This is a genomic window from Desulfosporosinus sp. (assembly GCF_014237355.1).
Lineage (GTDB): Bacteria > Bacillota > Desulfitobacteriia > Desulfitobacteriales > Desulfitobacteriaceae > Desulfosporosinus.
This window is the reverse complement of record NZ_JABZFS010000013.1, coordinates 64,739-82,429: the sequence shown is the minus strand read 5'-3', so window position 1 is coordinate 82,429 and position 17,691 is coordinate 64,739. Positions and strand designations below refer to the sequence as shown.

The following is a 17,691-nucleotide window of genomic DNA, read 5'->3' as shown; positions in this document are numbered from 1 at the left end:
GTGAACAAAACCCCCAGGAGTTTGCCTGCATGCTGTGCCGGGTATACTAATCAATAGGCTAAATATTGGCTATGGCTATGGCTATGGCTAGGAATAAAATAAGGCAGATTCACTCGTTTAACTAAGTTGAACAAGTGGTGTCCATCGATTAATAACAGGATTTCGGTCTAGTTTAATGGAGGTGGTTTCGTGCATCCACTTGTAATAATTATTGGTCCAACCGGCATTGGCAAGTCAGCCCTCGGTTTAGCTCTTGCCCAGAAGCTAGGTGGAGAAATTATCTCCGGGGATTCTGTCCAGGTTTACAAAAAACTAGACATTGGGTCAGCTAAACCCACTAGAGAAGAACTTGAACTCGTTCCACATCATCTGATTGATTTTCTTGATCCTGCGGAGCCTTTTACCGCCGCACAATTTAAGGTTATGGCTACGTCTTTAATTGAAGAGATTAGAGGTCGTGGACATGTTCCAATTGTTGTAGGTGGAACTGGGCTTTATATCCGTTCCTTACTCGATCCCTACGACTTTGCTCAACAGGGTTGTGAAGAAATTCGGACTAAATGGAATGAGTTTGCTTTATTAAACGGGAATGAAGCATTACATGAAGAACTTAGAAAACGAGACCCTGATACGGCTGAGCAGTTACATCCCAACAATGTTCTGCGAGTTGTTCGAGCCCTGGAAGTTTACGAATTAACTGGTAAAACTCTCTCAAGCCAACGTCAATTTAATGATTATGAGTACCAGCCTCTTGACCCATCGATTGTGTATATCGGACTAACTGCTCCACGGGATTTAATCTATGAACGGATCAATCAACGCTGCGTCACAATGCTTTCACAGGGCCTATTAGAAGAGACCTTAGCGCTTATATCTGAGGGTTATCCTTTAAGCTTAAAACCCTTACAAAGTATTGGTTATCGTCACGCCCTTTGGTTTTTAAAGGGAGTTGTCACAAAACCTGAGATGCTGCGTTTATTACAAAGAGATACCCGACATTTTGCCAAACGTCAACTAACTTGGTTTCGACGAGATCCTAGGATCCGTTGGTTCGATATAAAGACAGATCTCAATGTTCTGGTTGAGTCAGTCGCTCAAGCTTGCAGAGCATGTCAATCTCGTGTAAAATAGGGTCAGAGTAGAAATATAAGGTGATGGAGGAAAATAAATGAACAAATCGCCCATCAATTTACAAGATACCTTTTTAAACCAGGTGCGTAAAGAAAACCTTCCAGTGACCATTTATTTGGTTAACGGATTTCAGCTAAAGGGCCTAATAAAAGGATTTGATAACTTTACCGTTGTCATCGAATTTGAAGGTAGACAACAAATGGTTTATAAACATGCTATTTCGACGGTTATGCCAATTCGCCCGATCAACATAGCGGCTGCTAGTGCAGCAGAATCAGCAGCAAACAATCCACGATAACTAAAGGTTGCCCCAAAACCTAAAGAACTAAGTTCGGTTAACATCGAACTTAGTTCTTTGTGCTTGAATTCAATAGTCAACTATGATATCTTTAAGTGATATAATTATATTTAGGAATAGAAAGGAATTCAGCCCAACTATGGAAACTCGAAACTTAAGAAACATTGCTATTATCGCTCACGTAGATCATGGGAAAACCACGCTTGTTGATGCTATGTTAAAACAAAGTGGAACCTTCCGAGCTAATCAACAAGTAATTGAACGCGTTATGGATTCCAATGATTTAGAACGTGAACGTGGAATTACAATTTTGTCCAAAAATACCGCAGTCCACTGGGAAGGAACAAAGATCAATATTATTGACACCCCAGGACACGCTGATTTTGGCGGCGAAGTTGAACGTGTATTACAGATGGTTAATGGAGTACTCCTCATTGTCGATTCCTTTGAAGGGCCAATGCCTCAAACACGGTTTGTTTTACGTAAAGCCCTAGAACTTAAACTTGTTCCGATAGTCGTAATCAATAAAATAGATCGCCCGGATGCTCGTCCGGCAGAAGTGGTCGACGAGGTTTTAGACCTCTTTATTGAGCTTGGTGCAGACGACGATCAGTTGGATTTTCCGGTGGTTTATGCATCGGCACGTACTGGCATAGCAGGGCTTGACCCTGATGCTCTGGAAGATTCCTTATCCTCTTTATTCTCTGTCATTCTAGAGCATATCCCTGCACCCGTTGTTGATCTGGAAGCACCCTTCCAAATGCTCGTCACCACACTGGACTATGACGATTATGTTGGCAAGATTGTGGTTGGTCGCATTGTCCGTGGAACAATTCATCAGAATGAAAACGTAACTTTAATCAAACGGGATGAAAGCTTTGAACGTACTAAAGTCGGTAAAGTCATGATTTATGATGGCTTAAAGCGTGAAGTGGTTTCCGAGGCTTCAGCCGGAGAAATTGTCGCACTTACCGGGTTAACCAGTGCTAATATTGGGGAAACCGTGGCATGTGCTCTAAACCCGGAAGCTTTACCCACCATTGAAGTGGATGAGCCAACCTTATCCATGAATTTCATGGTTAATAATAGCCCCTTCGCTGGGCGTGAAGGGCATTTTGTAACCTCTCGTAAGATCCGCGAGCGTCTCTGGAAGGAAGTTGAGACGAATGTCAGCCTAAGAGTAGAAGAAACAGACTCTGCTGATTGCTTCCAAGTGTCAGGTCGGGGAGAACTTCACCTCTCGATATTGATTGAGAATATGCGGCGGGAAGGGTTCGAACTCCAGGTTTCTAAACCGGAAGTTATTTATAAAATCATTGACGGTGTAAAATGCGAACCTATGGAATTCTTAATATGTGACCTTCATGAGAGTTCATTAGGCGCAATTATGGAACTGCTCGGTAAGCGTAAAGCTGAAATGGCTAATATGACGAACCTCTCTGAAACTCAGATGCGCGTTGAGTTTAAAATTCCAGCGAGAGGACTGATCGGATTCCGGGGAGAATTTTTATCTCAAACTCGCGGAGAGGGAATGATGAGTCATATGTTTATGGGGTATGAACCCTATAAAGGAGATATCCCAGGACGAAATCGTGGTGCCCTCATCGCCTTTGAAGAAGGGGAAACCAACGCCTACGGGTTATATTCAGCTCAAGAGCGAGGCACTTTATTTGTCGATCCGGGCCTTCATGTGTATGCAGGTATGATTGTTGGAGAGAATAAGCGGGAGCAAGATATTGAAGTTAATGTATGTAAGAAAAAGCAGCTGACAAATATGCGTACCAGTTCAGCGGATGAGGCTCTACGCCTTGATAAGCCAAGGGAACTGTCCTTAGAGCAATCCTTAGAATTTATTAATGATGACGAATTGGTTGAAATTACACCTAAAAGCGTTCGTCTTCGTAAGAAATTCCTTGATCACACGTCACGTGTGCGTTATGCCAAAAGCTTAACAGGGAAATAATAACATCAGGTTTTTAGGACACCTTTCGTCCTTACTTGCGTATAGTAGTAAGGATGGGAGGTGCCTGTACATATGACAATCAGAATAACCTTCGCACAGGATAAGCAATTACCGCCGCTAATTCAGACTCCTTTACCCCCCAAAACTGAAAACACCCTTACTCCTGCAGTAGAAATGGTGGGGATTGGGCGAGGGCGTAAAAATAATTCCTCTGCCTCAGACAAAGAAAAAGATAAAGACAAGGATAAGGACAGAAATAAAGTTGCAGAAATCCTGGCAGAATTAGATTCCTACATTGGATTAGTGATCGTTAAACGACTGATACGAGACTTGCAAGCCTTTGTGGAAATCCAAAAGCGAAGAACACATGAAAAACTAATAGCGGAACCCCTTGTTCTCCATATGATTTTCAAAGGGAATCCCGGGACGGGCAAGACAACAGTGGCACGCTTGGTCGGGCGACTGTTTAAAGAAATGGGAGTTCTTCAAAAAGGACATATTATTGAATGCGAGCGTGCAGATCTTGTCGGTGAATATATCGGACATACTGCTCAAAAGACTCGGGAGCAAGTAAAAAAAGCTTTGGGTGGAGTCCTATTTATAGATGAAGCCTATTCCTTAGCCCGAGGAGGAGAGAAGGATTTCGGCAAGGAAGCCATTGATGCCTTAGTAAAAGCCATGGAGGACAATAAGGATAATCTTGTGCTAATCTTAGCAGGGTATAGTCAAGAAATGGACTGGTTTATGCAAACCAATCCAGGACTTAGATCCCGCTTTCCAATACATATTGATTTTCCGGATTACACACTTGATGAATTGCTAGCCATCGGAAAATCAATGTTCAAGTCACGACAATATGAGTTAACTGTAGAAGCTGAGGATGCCCTTCGTTTTCATCTTCAAATTTTACTTAGTTCCCATCGTTATGCCGGAAATGCAAGACTTGTACGAAACCTAGTGGAGAAAACCGTGCGAAAACAAGCAGTGCGTCTATTCCAAAAGCCTAGCTCAAGTCGTGAAGAGCTCATTCAGATTTTGCCCGCTGATATTAACTTGGAAAACCTGTAAGAATTACTGCCCCATGTAGCCATTAAAATCTTTGAATTCGAGGTAATCTATGAACATGGACATTTCGGGAGACTTGTCTGGAATTCGGGCAAGTCAGGTACAAGAACTAAAACATCTTTCTGAGATTAAGACTGAGCGTTCTGAACTAATTCATCCTGATATCCTTAAAGAGCTTATACGCCTTACTCAGCTTTGGAATCGAGAAATTGCCATTTATGTTTCTCGGAACGGGATCCTATTGGCAGCTGCAGTAGGGCGTCATGCGACAGTAGCTCTTCCACCAATTAAGGGTAGGTCGATCGGAAAACACCTCAGGTGCATTCATACTCATCCTAATGGAAACTACCAACTAAGCCCCTTGGATCATAGTGCTTTGGCATCCTTACAACTGGAGAGTATGTCGTCTGTCGGAGTTCACGATGGGGCGCTCACGGGTATTCAAATTGCCTATCGGAGAATGGAAAGGGATCCCTATATAGTTGACCTAAGTCCCCAAAATTGGGATACCTTTGATTATCTTGAGGGTCTTTCTAATCTTGAAGAAAGTTCACCTAGAAAGCTTAAAACTGTGACCGCGCAAGGGAAAGAACGTGCTTTCTTAATTGCTCTGGAAGAAAGTGAACAAGAAACGAATGAAGATTTATTAGAACTGCGGGAACTGGCTCGTACCGCCGGAGTCAATGTGGTCGGTCAGTTGGTCCAGTTACGTCGCTATGGTCAAACACGCAGCTATTTTGGCAGCGGAAAACTTGAAGAATTGGTTCACCGTCTACAGGAGACGGAAGCTAATGTTCTAATCTGTGATGATGAACTATCTCCAACCCAGTTGCGAACATTAGAGATGGAAACCGGATTAAAAGTTCTCGATCGTACGGGATTAATCTTGGACATCTTTGCCCAGCGTGCTCAGTCTCGAGAGGGTAAACTGCAAGTCGAATTAGCACAGCTTAAGCATCTCCTGCCTTATTTGACCGGACAGGGACAAGCTCTCTCTCGTTTAGGTGCGGGAGTTGGCTCCCGGGGACCTGGCGAAACAAAATTGGAGCTTGATCGAAGAAGAATGCGAGACCGTATAAATTCCCTTGAGAAAGAATTAAAGCTCGTCTTACAGCACCGTGATGTACAGCGCCGACAAAGAACCAGAAGTGGACTGCCGATCATTGCTTTAGTAGGGTATACTAATACTGGGAAAACAACCTTTATGAAACTTGCTATGGAGAGAGCCGGCAGCAGATCAGACTTACCAGCCGGTGAAAACAAGTTATTTGCTACCTTAGATCCGATTGTTCGTAGTATTAAAATTGACTCTACTCTAGAAATCCTGCTAAGCGATACAGTTGGGTTTATTCGTAAATTGCCCACTCAACTTCTTCGAGCCTTTATTGCGACCTTAGAAGAAGTTCAACAAGCGGATGGTTTGATTCATGTTGTCGATGCCAGTCATCCCCAAGCACTCCAACACGCTGAAACGGTTAAGGAGGTTCTAAACCAGTTGGGATGTGCGGATAAACCTATGATCACGTTGCTCAATAAAGTCGATAAGGTTGATGATGACGATAATCTAAATGAGCTGGCAGGGTACCTTCCTTATCCCATCAAGATATCTCTTACCCGTGGAGACTCTCTGAGGCCGGTATGGCAACATATTAGTTCTTTGCTAACCAGGTAGTTTTAGGAACCTTGTGCATCTAAGGCTGGCGCCATCGTGTGGCTGCAAGAATGCTAATTAAGTACGAAGACAGTGTCTGCAAGAAGAGTTAATACGTGCGAAGACAGTGTCTTCGCGCGCGGCGGCGTGGGTATAACCAAGTTTTATACTAGTTTATATATTAGGAGGAAGTTTTTTTGTATTCGAATCAGAAATGGCCGACATTGATTAACGATGCAGTTTCTAAAGCAGAAGAAGCACTCTTTAGTCAATTACCTGGATTACAAGAAATAGCACGACAAAACCATGAAAAAGTTTTGAAGGCCTTTCAAGAGGAACGAGTCGCAAGCTATCATTTACAGGGAACAACCGGCTATGGCTTAGGTGATTCAGGACGTGAGGTTCTGGATGGCATAGTGGCTCGTATCTTAGGGACAGAAGCAGCCCTTGTCCGAGGTCAGTTTGTATCAGGCACACATGCTATTGCAGCAGCTTTATTCGGAGTTCTACGCCCGGGAGATCATGTTATCTCTGTGAGCGGAAAACCCTATGATACCTTGGAAGAAGTGATTGGACTAAGGGGAAAAGGGCAAGGGAGTCTCATGGACTTTGGGGTATTATATGATACTGTTCCTTTGGACTCTATGGGTAAACTACAGTTTGATCTTATCCAAAAGTCCATAACGGATAAAACTCGCCTGCTGATGGTTCAACGTTCCCGGGGATATGCTTGGAGAAATGCACTTATGATCGCTCAGTTGAAGGAATTAGTGGATTTTATCAGATCAAACTATCCTCAACTGATTATTTTTGTTGATAATTGCTATGGAGAACTGGTCGAAGCTCAGGAACCAGGTGATATCGGTGTGGATTTAATGGCAGGTTCCCTCATTAAAAATCTGGGAGGAAGTCTAGCCCCAACGGGTGGATATGTAGCCGGGCGCTCAGATTTAGTGGAGCTTAGTGCCCAGCGCCTAACGGCACCAGGGGTTGGCGGGCACATGGGAGCAACTTTAGAGTGGCAGCGTTTATTTTATCAAGGTTTATTCTTCAGCCCTTTAACCGTTTCCGAATCTATTAAAGGGGCAGTCTTTTCTGCCGCCTTTTGGCGAGCTTTAGGGTTTGAAGTCCATCCGGAACCGGAAGCCCCGAGAACAGATCTCATTCAAGCAGTCAAACTTGGATCTCAAGAAAAAATGATTGCTTTCTGCCAAGGTCTTCAAAAAGGATCACCCATTGATTCTCATGTTTTACCTATCCCGTCGGAAATGCCGGGATATGAAGATAAAATCATTATGGCTGGCGGAACGTTTATCCAAGGATCCACCAGCGAATTTTCCGCTGACGGACCTCTTCGTGAACCGTATATTGTTTATCAGCAAGGTGGTATATCCTACACCTATGTTCAAATGGGGAATATCTTAGCAGCCCTAACTATGTGGGAACAAGGGCTGCTGCGCTAGAGAGGTTTAAACCATTTAAACATCCGTAGATCTGTGTTACTATGTAAGGGGAAAAGAGGTGCTTATATGGAAGAATCTGAGAAACCAAAAAGTTCAGCACGTTTTTTGATAGAACTCGTAGAAATTGTCCTCATTGCCTTTGCTCTTTCTTGGGTTTTGCGCACCTATGTTATTGAAGCACGTAAAATCCCAACGGGTTCCATGCTTCCAACCATTCAGCTCGAGGACCGAGTCATAGTGGACAAGTTTTTCTTTAAACGGTTCGATCATATTAGTCCTGGAGATATTATTGTTTTTCATCCACCGCCAAGTGCTCATGCCACGGATGACTATATTAAGCGAGTCGTGGGTTTAGCAGGGGATAAAGTTGAAATACGAAATAAGAAAACCTATGTTAACGATCAACCTCTTTATGAACCCTATTTATTTGAAACATCAATGAAGGATTTCGGTCCAATAGTGGTTCCCAACAATTCGGTCTTTGTTATGGGAGATAATCGCAACAACAGTGCGGACTCTAGAGAATGGGGATTTCTACCCGTCGAAAATATTACTGGAAGAACTCTTTTTCGATATTGGCCAATAGATCAAATAGGAGCTCTTGCCCGTTAGGTGGGAGCTTTTTTCGTTTTTACGCATATACTTTTATAAGTTGCACCTTTATCCCGAGAGGCTAGTTTAAAATTTATGGGACAGTGAGCACATACTGGTTTACTTTACTATCTAACTACTTATTGAGAGGGTGGAGTATTGTGGATGATCACAAACTAAACGTCGTTCTTCTTTTTGGCGGTCGCTCAGGTGAGCATGAGGTTTCATTAAATTCTGCACGGTCAATATACAAAGCAATCGACCGAAACCGTTACAAGGTTGAAACCATCGGTATTAGTAAACAAGGCCAATGGTTTTGGGGTGTCTTACCAGAAACTCTTTTAAAGGATGGATTTCCTGAACCAAATGAGTCCATTCAGGTTAATCTGGTTATTGATCCAACCAACCCACGTTTTATGTCTTTAAATGGGCATACCCTCCCAGATCAAGGGAAGTTTGACCTTATTTTTCCGGTCCTTCACGGTCCTTTTGGAGAAGATGGAACTCTTCAGGGTTTACTTGAAATGGCTAATGTTCCCTATGTAGGTTCAGGGGTATTAGGATCCTCTCTTGGTATGGATAAAGATCGTATGAAAGCGGTTTTTCTGGAAAAGAATCTGCCCTTAGCCCGCTATGTTACTCTTTTGCGATCTGAATTCCTCAATGGTCCGGAACAATGTCTGAACGAGATTGAAGAAACGATAGGTTATCCATGCTTCGTAAAACCTGCCAATTTAGGATCTAGTGTGGGTATTTCTAAAGCTCATGATCGTGAAGAGTTGATGGAAGCCCTGAAGACCGCAGCTATCTTTGATCGCAAAATCGTCATAGAAGAGACCATCATTGGTCAAGAAATAGAAGTCTCAGTCCTGGGAAATGATGCGCCTATAGCGTCGATTCCAGGGGAAGTTTTACCTGCGCAAGAGTTTTATACTTATGAAGCAAAATATTCAAACATTGGATCCAGTCTGTTGATTCCAGCTGCCTTAGAGGACTCAGTGATTAAAGAATTACAAAGCATGGCTATTGAAGCCTTTCGTGCAGTTGAAGCTAACGGATTAAGTCGAGTTGATTTTTTTGTAACGTCTAAACGTGAAATATTTGTTAATGAGATAAATACCTTACCAGGTTTTACGGAAATTTCAATGTATCCTAAGCTTTGGGAGGCTACTGGAATACCCTATCCTGAATTGATTGACCGTCTAATCTCTTTAGGCCTGGAACGGTTCAAGGACAAGCAAATCAGCAAAATCTCAATCTAACTTAAAGCAAAGATAAAAGCCGGTTTTCCTCAAAAAGGAGAACCGGCTTTTTAATTACTTAGAAAACATAAGGTAACGACAGTCTGAGCAAACAAAAGAAGAACATAGACTATTTTTTTGAAGAAATATAAAGGTAATAAGGTTAACTTTTTTGTCTAGAGCATATCTTGTTATAAGTGCCTTATATCTTAGAGAGAACGGAAAACACCAACAACTTTTCCTAAGATTGAAACATCTTGAGAGTAGATCGGCTCCATTGCAGAATTCTCCGGTTGGAGTCGAATGAGCGTTCTTTCTTTATAGAAGCGTTTTACTGTAGCCTCATCACCAATTAAGGCCACAACAATTTCGCCATTGCGAGCCTGATTCTGTTGACGGACGATAATGTAATCCCCATCTAAAATTCCTGCTTCAATCATGCTCTCTCCTTGCACACGAAGCATGAACATGTTGTCCTGGCGAACAAAATCAGCCGAGAGAGGAAAGGTACCTTCGATGTTTTCGATAGCTGTAATAGGCTGGCCGGCTGTAACATGTCCTACAATTGGGACTTGCACTACGTTCTGAATATGGAGTACTTCACTAGAACTATCCAGAATCTCGATTGCCCTTGGCTTGGTAGGATCACGTCGGATATATCCTTTTTCCTCCAAAGTCTGGAGGTGGCCATGCACCGTAGAGCTAGATAGCAGGCCAACAGCTTCCCCTATCTCCCGAACGGCAGGTGGATATCCTTTTTTTCGTATTTGATCCTTAATAAATTCCAAAATCTTTGTTTGTCGCTGAGATAAATCCGGGTACATAAAAAAACACCCCCATCTATTAAGGAATATTGTACCATTCTTCTCGAAAATGTGCAAACAAATGTTCGTTAAAAGCAAAACCATAAACCTATAAATGTAGAGTAGGAGGAAACTATGAAATTTCCCTTTAACTTATTTCGAGGATTTACACAGTTGTGCATTCTGATTATTATAGGGATAGTTTCTTGGCAGGTAATCCATCGTCCACCGAACATATCTCCAGATATTTATCCGTATTTCAGTTCAATACCTCCAACACTAGTTAAACAATGTCTAGAAGAAAAAAACAGATCTTCGTTTATCTCCTATGAGGACTTGTTAGCAATACGTTCGACAATTCCACAAAGAGAGGCCCAACCCCTAGTTGACCAACTTAATGCTAATGTTCCTTTCTCAGATCTAAAGTGGGGTGTACTCCGGGAGGAAACAGTTAAGCTTGTGGGAAGACATCGTGAAATTCTTAAGCAGTATTCCTATTTCCAACCAAATCTATATCATTTTCCGGTCATCGGAAAGTATTGGTTCGAAGATAGTTTTGGTGCTGATCGAGAAGGAGGAGCACGCAGACATGAAGGTACGGATGTATTTGGAAAAGAAGGTACGCCCGTCGTCAATATTTGCGGGGGGATAATCGAACAGCTTGGTTGGAATCGTCTGGGAGGAGAACGTGTGGGTGTACGCGGAGACGATGGGAATTACTATTATTACGCACACCTCCAATATATTTCCCCGGAACTTTGTAAAGGGAATCGAATAGAAGCGGGGGAGCTAATTGGAGGGATGGGACATACAGGAGATGCTTTAACGACACCCGATCATCTTCATCTTGGTATTGAACTCCCTAACGGGCAATGGATTAATCCCTATCCTTTTTTGGTAGTATGGCAAATTTGGGAGGAAGGAAAATAGCCATGTTCTGCTTAGAGATTCATTAAGCTTGCCTCTATTCCCTAAATTAGTTATAATGTCGTTGTTTATAGTTACAAAAAGAGGGGTTATTGTGAAACAACCTAAACAGCGATATTCGAGAGTTAAATCTAAACTTAAGAGAATGACGATATCCATTCTAACCATTTTTATTTTATTAGTGTCAGTTCATTATCTAAGTACAGCAAACCTCAACCCAGTGATCAAACCAGCAATCGCTGAGACAAAACAAGATATACCGAAGTCAAATTCAATTAAAACAAATCTTTCAACGCAAGACTTGAGCTATGTCCTTATTAATCCTGAGACAAATCAAATTTTGAAATCCCATAACCCAGATACCCAACGAGCCCCTGCCAGTACGTTAAAACTAATCACTGGGCTTATAGCAATTGATGTATTAAAAACGACGGATATCATAAAAGTCGGAACGGAAGTAAATGTTGAAGGCTCTCGACTAGGACTCAGACCAGGTGACCAAATATCCGTGCAAAACTTATTAACTGCCCTTTATGTTAATAGTTCTAACGATGCAGCTGCAGCTTTGGCGGTGAAAATCAGTGGGTCAATTCCAGCCTTTGCTCAGAGAATGAACGAATATGCGGCTACTCTTGGGTGTCAAAATACTCACTTTACAACCCCGCATGGAATGCCCGAACCAGGCCAATACACTACAGCCAATGATCTGAGTAAAATTGCCCTTCAATTTATCGAGAATGAGGAACTCATGGGATTTGTTCAAGAGGTCAGCGCTCATGTCCAATGGACTGACGCGGAAGGGATATTACATAATGCCTATTTACAAAATACAAATCGACTCCTTGAGGTTTATCCTGGAGACAAAGGTTTAAAAACGGGAACTACGACAGAAGCAGGACAATGTCTGGTAACTTATGTCTCACGACCAGACGGAGACTTATTGCTGGTCTTATTGGGAAGCAAGCAACGCTACGAAGATACTATTTTATTACTCGATGAGACCTGGGCTGAGCAGCGTCCAAAAGCTGCTCTGAAAGGGCTAGCTAAAGATCCAAGATCCTTAATTTTGAGTCCGGGATTGTTTTAGCTAGTATTCATAGGACTTATTTATTTACTTGATCACAGAAGTTTAATGGAGGATTTGAAATTTGAATAACCTTGGAGATTCCTGTATTTTAGAGGATCGTGTATGTACTGAATGCGGTGATTGTGATGTTTGTGATTTAGATCCGACGAAACAATGTGATGATTGTTGCCAGTGTATTAAAACCCCCGAGGGGGACTATGCAGAAATTGAGATTGACGATGTCCTATTAAATACCGAGGATAAAACAACGGATCACCCGCATAAAGGACCTAACACGAGCTATAAGATTAAAACAAAGGGCAATTCAGTCCGTTGACTTAATCATTTCACACACCCGTTGATTTTAAAGAGGAAAAGCTCGAAGAATCGTTTGAAAGCCAGTTTAAGACTGGCTTTTCCTATGTTCCTGAATAATTCATTTCATTTCCTATGTATATGTAACGGTATAATATAATTGAAGAGGTAGACACTAAAAAGGGTTACAATGTAATGGAGAATCATATCCGAATAAAGTACATATCCCAAAAATGTTGACCTATATGGTGTTTGAGAACTAAAGAAGAAAAGGAGATACCATGACTAAAGAAAATGAAATAAATGCAACCGGATGGAACTTAGACAATAGTTATGCTCGTCTGCCAAAACTGATGTTCACTAGTCTCAAACCAACTGCTGTCCAGTCCCCAAAGTTGATCATTCTCAACGAGCCTTTGGCATTAACCCTTGGTTTGAACCTCCAGGAGCTGGGTAGCAAAGACGGGGTAGCGGTGCTAGCCGGTAACCAGGTTCCAGAAGGCTCGTCTCCTCTTGCTCAAGCTTATGCCGGTCATCAATTTGGACATTTCGCCATGTTAGGGGACGGACGAGCTTTGTTGCTTGGTGAGCAGATCACTCCTCAGGGTGAGCGGGTTGATATTCAGCTCAAAGGTTCAGGCCGAACGCCATATTCTCGTGGAGGAGATGGCCGAGCGGCACTTGGACCGATGCTCCGCGAATACATTATCAGCGAAGCAATGCATGCACTTGGTATAGCAACCACCCGCAGCTTAGCAGTCGTGACAACCGGGGAGTCTGTATTCAGGGAGACAGCCCTGCCTGGTGCAATTCTGACCCGCGTAGCGGCCAGTCATCTCCGGGTCGGTACCTTTCAATATGTTGCAAATTGGGGCAGCGTTGAAGACCTCCGGGCCCTTGCGGATTATACCTTGCAACGACACTTTCCTGAGGTTGACGATGTAGAGAACCCCTATCTTTCCCTGCTTAAGGAAGTAATCAAACGTCAAGCAGGACTGATTGCTAATTGGCAGATAGTTGGTTTTATTCATGGGGTGATGAACACCGATAATATGGTACTTAGCGGAGAAACCATAGACTATGGTCCTTGCGCCTTTATGGATATCTATGATCCGGCTACTGTCTTCAGTTCAATAGACGTTCAAGGTCGTTATGCTTATGGCAATCAACCAAGTATAGCTGGGTGGAATCTTGCACGGTTTGCCGAAACTCTGTTACCCCTACTCCATGTCAATGAGGAACAAGCTGTCAAGATTGCTCAGGAAGCGATATCAAACTTCACTGAGTTGTATAACTGTAATTGGCTGACAGGAATGAGAAGGAAATTGGGATTATTTAATGAAGAGTCAAAGGATGAATCTCTCATTGAAGATCTGCTCAGTATGATGAAGAAATATCGTGCTGACTATACCAATACGTTTAGGGCTTTAACGTTTGATAGGTTGGAGGATACTGCTCTATTTGGCACTAAAGAATTTTCTCAGTGGCTTGAGCTATGGCACGCGAGACTAGGCAGGCAGCAGGAACCGCAAGCCTCTTCCCATCAGCTGATGCGAAACAGCAATCCGGCGATAATCCCTCGTAACCATCGGGTCGAGGCAGCCTTAGATTCGGCAGTGAAACATGGAGACTACAGCGTCATGGAGAAGCTTCTCAAGGTTCTCTCAAGCCCCTACGCACATTCCCCAGAACAAGAGGATTACTCTGCATTACCTGAGCTCTTAACTCAACCTTACCGTACTTTTTGTGGTACCTGATCTCACATAAAAGCATTTAAAGAAAACCTGGCTTCGCCGAGCCTTAGCGAAAGCGAAACCGTTGGTTGCACTTATGCTACAGACGAAGACACTGTCTTCGCACGTATTAGCCTTCTCGCAGTATGCAACGAAGTTATACTTTCTGCTAAGTAAGATAAGATAAAATGCTTGCCTCTTTTGCTCGGAGGCAAGCATTTAACTATGTAAAGATCATTGATTCTTAACGTTGACACAATAATTAAAAAATTTAAACTAGTCAAAAGAGTAAGACTTTGAGAATGTGTGAACTATCACTATCTTTTACGAATTCGTTCTGCTATAATTAAAATAGGAAAAGAGTATACAATAATTTAATATTGAAGGGGGAATAAATAATGGCTGAAACAATTTTTACTTGGTTTTTAATAGTCCTGTTGGTTCTATTAGCAATTGCAAGTGTTAAATTTATAGTAACTTCATGTTATCAAGTCTATAAAAAGTTCCTCGTAACCTTCGGACACAAACGCGGATCCTTATCGAAATCAATTGAAGTATAGCGGATCAAACAAGAACTTTGTTCATACGCTATTTAGATTACAAACACCATTTTTCGTGAGAAAAGTGGCGTTTTTTTGCGTAAAAGCGACCAATAAGGTCGCTTTCGTAGTGTCAGGGTATTTAAAGTTAGTAATTATCTATAATACGTTCAAGATAAACATAATTGACATTCCGATGCCCAAAGTAGCAATAATATTACGGCTTTTGTAAGCCACAATAGCAGCAGCTATACCCGCGATCAGGTAATGGTTTTGTAAACTAATATCTAAATATCCCTGTGGCAGGAGTAATGACGGTACAATTAAGGCAGTCAATATTGCAACCGGTACATATTTAAGCCATCTGTTTAACCAGGTTGGTACCCCCGTAAACCGAAATAAAACTAGAGCACCGATCCTGGTAAAGTATGTTACTAAGGCCATTCCCATAATAATATAAATAGCTTCACTACGCATGGTTACTACCACCTTCTAATAATCCCCCCATTAAACTGGCTATTAAACAGGCGATAATAATGTACCATTTACCGGGTAAATATAGGGCAGCTAATACAGAGACTACTGCAGCCATACCGAATACAATTAAACTCTTGCGGTCTACCAATAACGGTATCAGAAGTACCAGAAACGTGGCCGGCATGGCGAAATCGAGTCCCCAAGTTAGAGGGTCTGATATGTAACTGCCTAAGACCACCCCGGCTACAGTAGCCAGAACCCAAACCAGATAAAGAGTAGTACTTACGGTCAACTGATAGAGCATACTGTATTTAGCTTTGTAAATTCGGCTAATGGTCAGAGCATAGGCTTCATCGGTCAGAAAGAAAGCCAGAAATGCTTGAAGGGAAAAGGGTAGTTTAGTCATATAGGGTGCTAAAGATGACCCCATAATCAAGTGGCGCAAGTTTACCAGTAAAGTAGTCAGGATAATAATTCCCCAACCCGTAATGCCTGCCCCCAGCATGGTAATGCCAATGAATTGGGCCGCACCGGCAAAAACAAAGATTGACATTAAAATAGTTTCTAAGCCCGACATTTGTGCTGTAAGCCCCATTATCCCGCAGGTGATACCAAAGGGCACTACCCCTAGGACGACAGGAGTGCACTCACGGAGTGCAATCCATACCTCTTCCGCTAGTTCGTTTTTACCTGAGAGCAGATTTGATAGCTGCATAATCCTTCCACCTATCTCTTTATGTTTTCTCAATCTTAACTAGTTGGCAAAACATTGTAAATATCCAATTACCAATATATAATCATAATTGGATATTAATTAAGGAGAAATGCCAAATGGACATATCCAAACATTTAAATAGCTCGGAACTGGATTCCTCGGATAAGCAACCTCTCTATATGCAAATTGCCATACTCATTGCTGATAAAATTAGAAGACAAATCCTGCAGCCGGGTACGAAACTTCCCCCTGAGCGGGAATTAGCTGAACTATTCGCTGTAAGCCGCACTACGGCTATCAATGCATATCGCCACTTAGAACAGCAGGGGTTGGTATGGACAAAAGTGGGCAGCGGTACATATGTAGCGCAAGCACGTGAAGTTGAGTCATTATCCGAAGTTCCCTGGCCTCAACTGTTTACTGCCTATCCCCAAAATCCCATAACATCAATCTTAAGGGATCTCGTTTCGACTCCTGCGCCAGGAACTATATCTCTGGCAGCAGGTATGCCTGATCCGGCCCTTTATCCTATGGAAACCTTTACAGAGCTGTTTAACCGCAATATTGGCAAGACTGACCCTGCCCATTTTGGACATATTCCTACAGAAGGTTATACTCCGTTGAGAAAAGCAATCGCCGTAATGTTAAGCGAGAAGGGCATACCCACTTCGACGGAGAACATACTCACTCTTACAGGATCTCAACAAGGCTTATATTTATTAAGCAAAGTAATACTAGAGCCTGGCGACTATGTTGTGATGGAAGCACCGACGTTTATCGGAGCTATTCAAGTTTTTCAGGCTGCAGGTGCTAGGGTATTAAGCCTGCCTTACTCTGAAAAATTATCTCTGGAGCTGTTGGAGGACTTTCTCATACGCTACCGGCCAAAATTATTATATATGATACCTACTTATCAAAACCCCACCGGCAGAGTTTTATCAGAACATGATCGCCAGGATTTGATTAAACTTGCCAAACGTCATCGACTGGTTATTGTAGAAGATGATCCCTATAGCGATTTGTGTTATGCCGAACAGCCCCCGCAGGCTCTTAAAGCTTTAGATTCCTACGGGGGAGTGGTTTATCTGGGGACGTTCTCTAAAATTCTCTTCCCTGGTTTACGTACAGGCTATCTTGTAGGTCCGCCGATTTTAATTAATCGGCTTGCCCTTGAAAAACAATTCGTTGATCTACATTCAAATAACATAGCCCAATGGCTTGTGACCATGTTCTTAAACGAAGGGATGCTTCCTCAACATTTGACCACGGTGCGTAGGGAATATAAAAAACGCCGAGATACAATGGCAAAAGCTCTCCAGCGTTTATGTGCACACCAAATTGAGTTTAACTTACCCCAGGGAGGTTTTTTCTTTTGGTGTAAATTAAAACAAGCAGTCACTTCCCAGCGGCTCCTACAAGAAGCTGCAAAGAACCGAATTTCCTTTGTGCCTGGTGAAGCTTTCCATACAGTACCCACTCATGACAAAGAGTTTCGCCTTTGTTTTACGACTCACAATGAAGCAGTTTTGCTAGAAAGTGTACAGCGTTTGTCTAAAACCTTGATACAAATATCAAAAAAGACTATAGATAGCGATGAACAATCCTGTTCCATATGGCCGATTATTTAACTAACCACTAACCAGACTGTTTGTTCATTGCCAGCATGATGGGTAGTCTAAGGTATCAAGAGGTTGTATAACAGTGAGGTCTCTT

At 42.4% G+C, this 17,691-nt stretch carries 17 protein-coding genes; 14 read left to right on the top strand and 3 right to left on the bottom strand.

The features are described 5' to 3' along the window. The first annotated feature begins 189 nt into the window (after window positions 1–189). From miaA to HGJ98_RS02365, 8 genes are all read left to right on the top strand, one after another. Window positions 190–1,131 (top strand): tRNA (adenosine(37)-N6)-dimethylallyltransferase MiaA, encoded by a 942-nt coding sequence (gene miaA, locus HGJ98_RS02400; protein ID WP_291349393.1) that lies wholly within the window; start codon window positions 190–192, stop codon window positions 1,129–1,131. 37 nt (window positions 1,132–1,168) lie between these two features. After that, a complete protein-coding gene (gene hfq, locus HGJ98_RS02395; protein ID WP_291349392.1) occupies window positions 1,169–1,429 on the top strand; it encodes an RNA chaperone Hfq in 261 nt (86 codons plus the stop codon). A gap of 139 nt (window positions 1,430–1,568) precedes the next feature. Continuing rightward, entirely contained in the window at window positions 1,569–3,392 is a 1,824-nt protein-coding gene (gene typA / locus HGJ98_RS02390; protein ID WP_291349391.1) for a translational GTPase TypA, read from the top strand. Window positions 3,393–3,464: 72 nt separating this feature from the next. After that, window positions 3,465–4,460, top strand: a complete 996-nt coding sequence (locus tag HGJ98_RS02385; RefSeq protein ID WP_291349390.1) for an AAA family ATPase — start codon at window positions 3,465–3,467, stop codon at window positions 4,458–4,460. 55 nt (window positions 4,461–4,515) lie between these two features. Next, a complete protein-coding gene (hflX, locus tag HGJ98_RS02380; RefSeq protein ID WP_291349486.1) occupies window positions 4,516–6,129 on the top strand; it encodes a GTPase HflX in 1,614 nt (537 codons plus the stop codon). Between the two features lie 176 nt (window positions 6,130–6,305). Beyond that, a complete protein-coding gene (locus HGJ98_RS02375; RefSeq protein WP_291349389.1) occupies window positions 6,306–7,571 on the top strand; it encodes a methionine gamma-lyase family protein in 1,266 nt (421 codons plus the stop codon). Window positions 7,572–7,637: 66 nt separating this feature from the next. Next, window positions 7,638–8,183: a signal peptidase I gene (gene lepB, locus HGJ98_RS02370; RefSeq protein WP_291349388.1), complete on the top strand. Its 546-nt coding sequence runs from the start codon at window positions 7,638–7,640 to the stop codon at window positions 8,181–8,183. A gap of 140 nt (window positions 8,184–8,323) precedes the next feature. Next, window positions 8,324–9,424, top strand: coding sequence for a D-alanine--D-alanine ligase family protein (locus HGJ98_RS02365; protein ID WP_291349387.1), 1,101 nt, complete (start codon window positions 8,324–8,326; stop codon window positions 9,422–9,424). Between the two features lie 188 nt (window positions 9,425–9,612). Here the strand turns inward: HGJ98_RS02365 and lexA are convergent, their stop codons facing one another. Further along, entirely contained in the window at window positions 9,613–10,227 is a 615-nt protein-coding gene (gene lexA, locus HGJ98_RS02360; protein WP_291349386.1) for a transcriptional repressor LexA, read from the bottom strand. A gap of 114 nt (window positions 10,228–10,341) precedes the next feature. On the opposite strand from lexA, the gene HGJ98_RS02355 reads away from it, so the two are divergent. The 5 genes from HGJ98_RS02355 to HGJ98_RS02335 all read left to right on the top strand — a co-directional run bounded on the left by HGJ98_RS02355 (window position 10,342) and on the right by HGJ98_RS02335 (window position 14,807). Beyond that, window positions 10,342–11,136 (top strand): M23 family metallopeptidase, encoded by a 795-nt coding sequence (locus tag HGJ98_RS02355; protein ID WP_291349385.1) that lies wholly within the window; start codon window positions 10,342–10,344, stop codon window positions 11,134–11,136. Window positions 11,137–11,227: 91 nt separating this feature from the next. Further along, complete coding sequence (locus tag HGJ98_RS02350; RefSeq protein ID WP_291349384.1) at window positions 11,228–12,220, top strand: D-alanyl-D-alanine carboxypeptidase family protein; 993 nt, start codon at window positions 11,228–11,230, stop codon at window positions 12,218–12,220. A gap of 61 nt (window positions 12,221–12,281) precedes the next feature. Continuing rightward, a complete protein-coding gene (locus tag HGJ98_RS02345; RefSeq protein ID WP_291349383.1) occupies window positions 12,282–12,536 on the top strand; it encodes a hypothetical protein in 255 nt (84 codons plus the stop codon). Between the two features lie 259 nt (window positions 12,537–12,795). Next, window positions 12,796–14,271, top strand: coding sequence for a YdiU family protein (locus HGJ98_RS02340; RefSeq protein WP_291349382.1), 1,476 nt, complete (start codon window positions 12,796–12,798; stop codon window positions 14,269–14,271). Between the two features lie 374 nt (window positions 14,272–14,645). Further along, window positions 14,646–14,807, top strand: coding sequence for a hypothetical protein (locus HGJ98_RS02335; RefSeq protein ID WP_291349381.1), 162 nt, complete (start codon window positions 14,646–14,648; stop codon window positions 14,805–14,807). Window positions 14,808–14,945: 138 nt separating this feature from the next. Here the strand turns inward: HGJ98_RS02335 and HGJ98_RS02330 are convergent, their stop codons facing one another. Both HGJ98_RS02330 and HGJ98_RS02325 read right to left on the bottom strand, forming a co-directional pair. Beyond that, window positions 14,946–15,263 carry an AzlD domain-containing protein gene (locus tag HGJ98_RS02330; RefSeq protein ID WP_291349380.1) on the bottom strand — a complete coding sequence of 106 codons (318 nt, stop codon included), beginning with the start codon at window positions 15,261–15,263 and terminating at the stop codon, window positions 14,946–14,948. Further along, window positions 15,256–15,978 carry an AzlC family ABC transporter permease gene (locus tag HGJ98_RS02325; protein ID WP_291349379.1) on the bottom strand — a complete coding sequence of 241 codons (723 nt, stop codon included), beginning with the start codon at window positions 15,976–15,978 and terminating at the stop codon, window positions 15,256–15,258. Before HGJ98_RS02325 ends, HGJ98_RS02330 begins: the two co-directional genes overlap by 8 nt. 116 nt (window positions 15,979–16,094) lie before the next feature. Here HGJ98_RS02325 and HGJ98_RS02320 point away from each other — a divergent pair, with 116 nt between their 5' ends. Further along, a complete protein-coding gene (locus HGJ98_RS02320) occupies window positions 16,095–17,606 on the top strand; it encodes a PLP-dependent aminotransferase family protein (protein WP_291349378.1) in 1,512 nt (503 codons plus the stop codon). The last annotated feature ends 85 nt before the right edge of the window (window positions 17,607–17,691 follow it).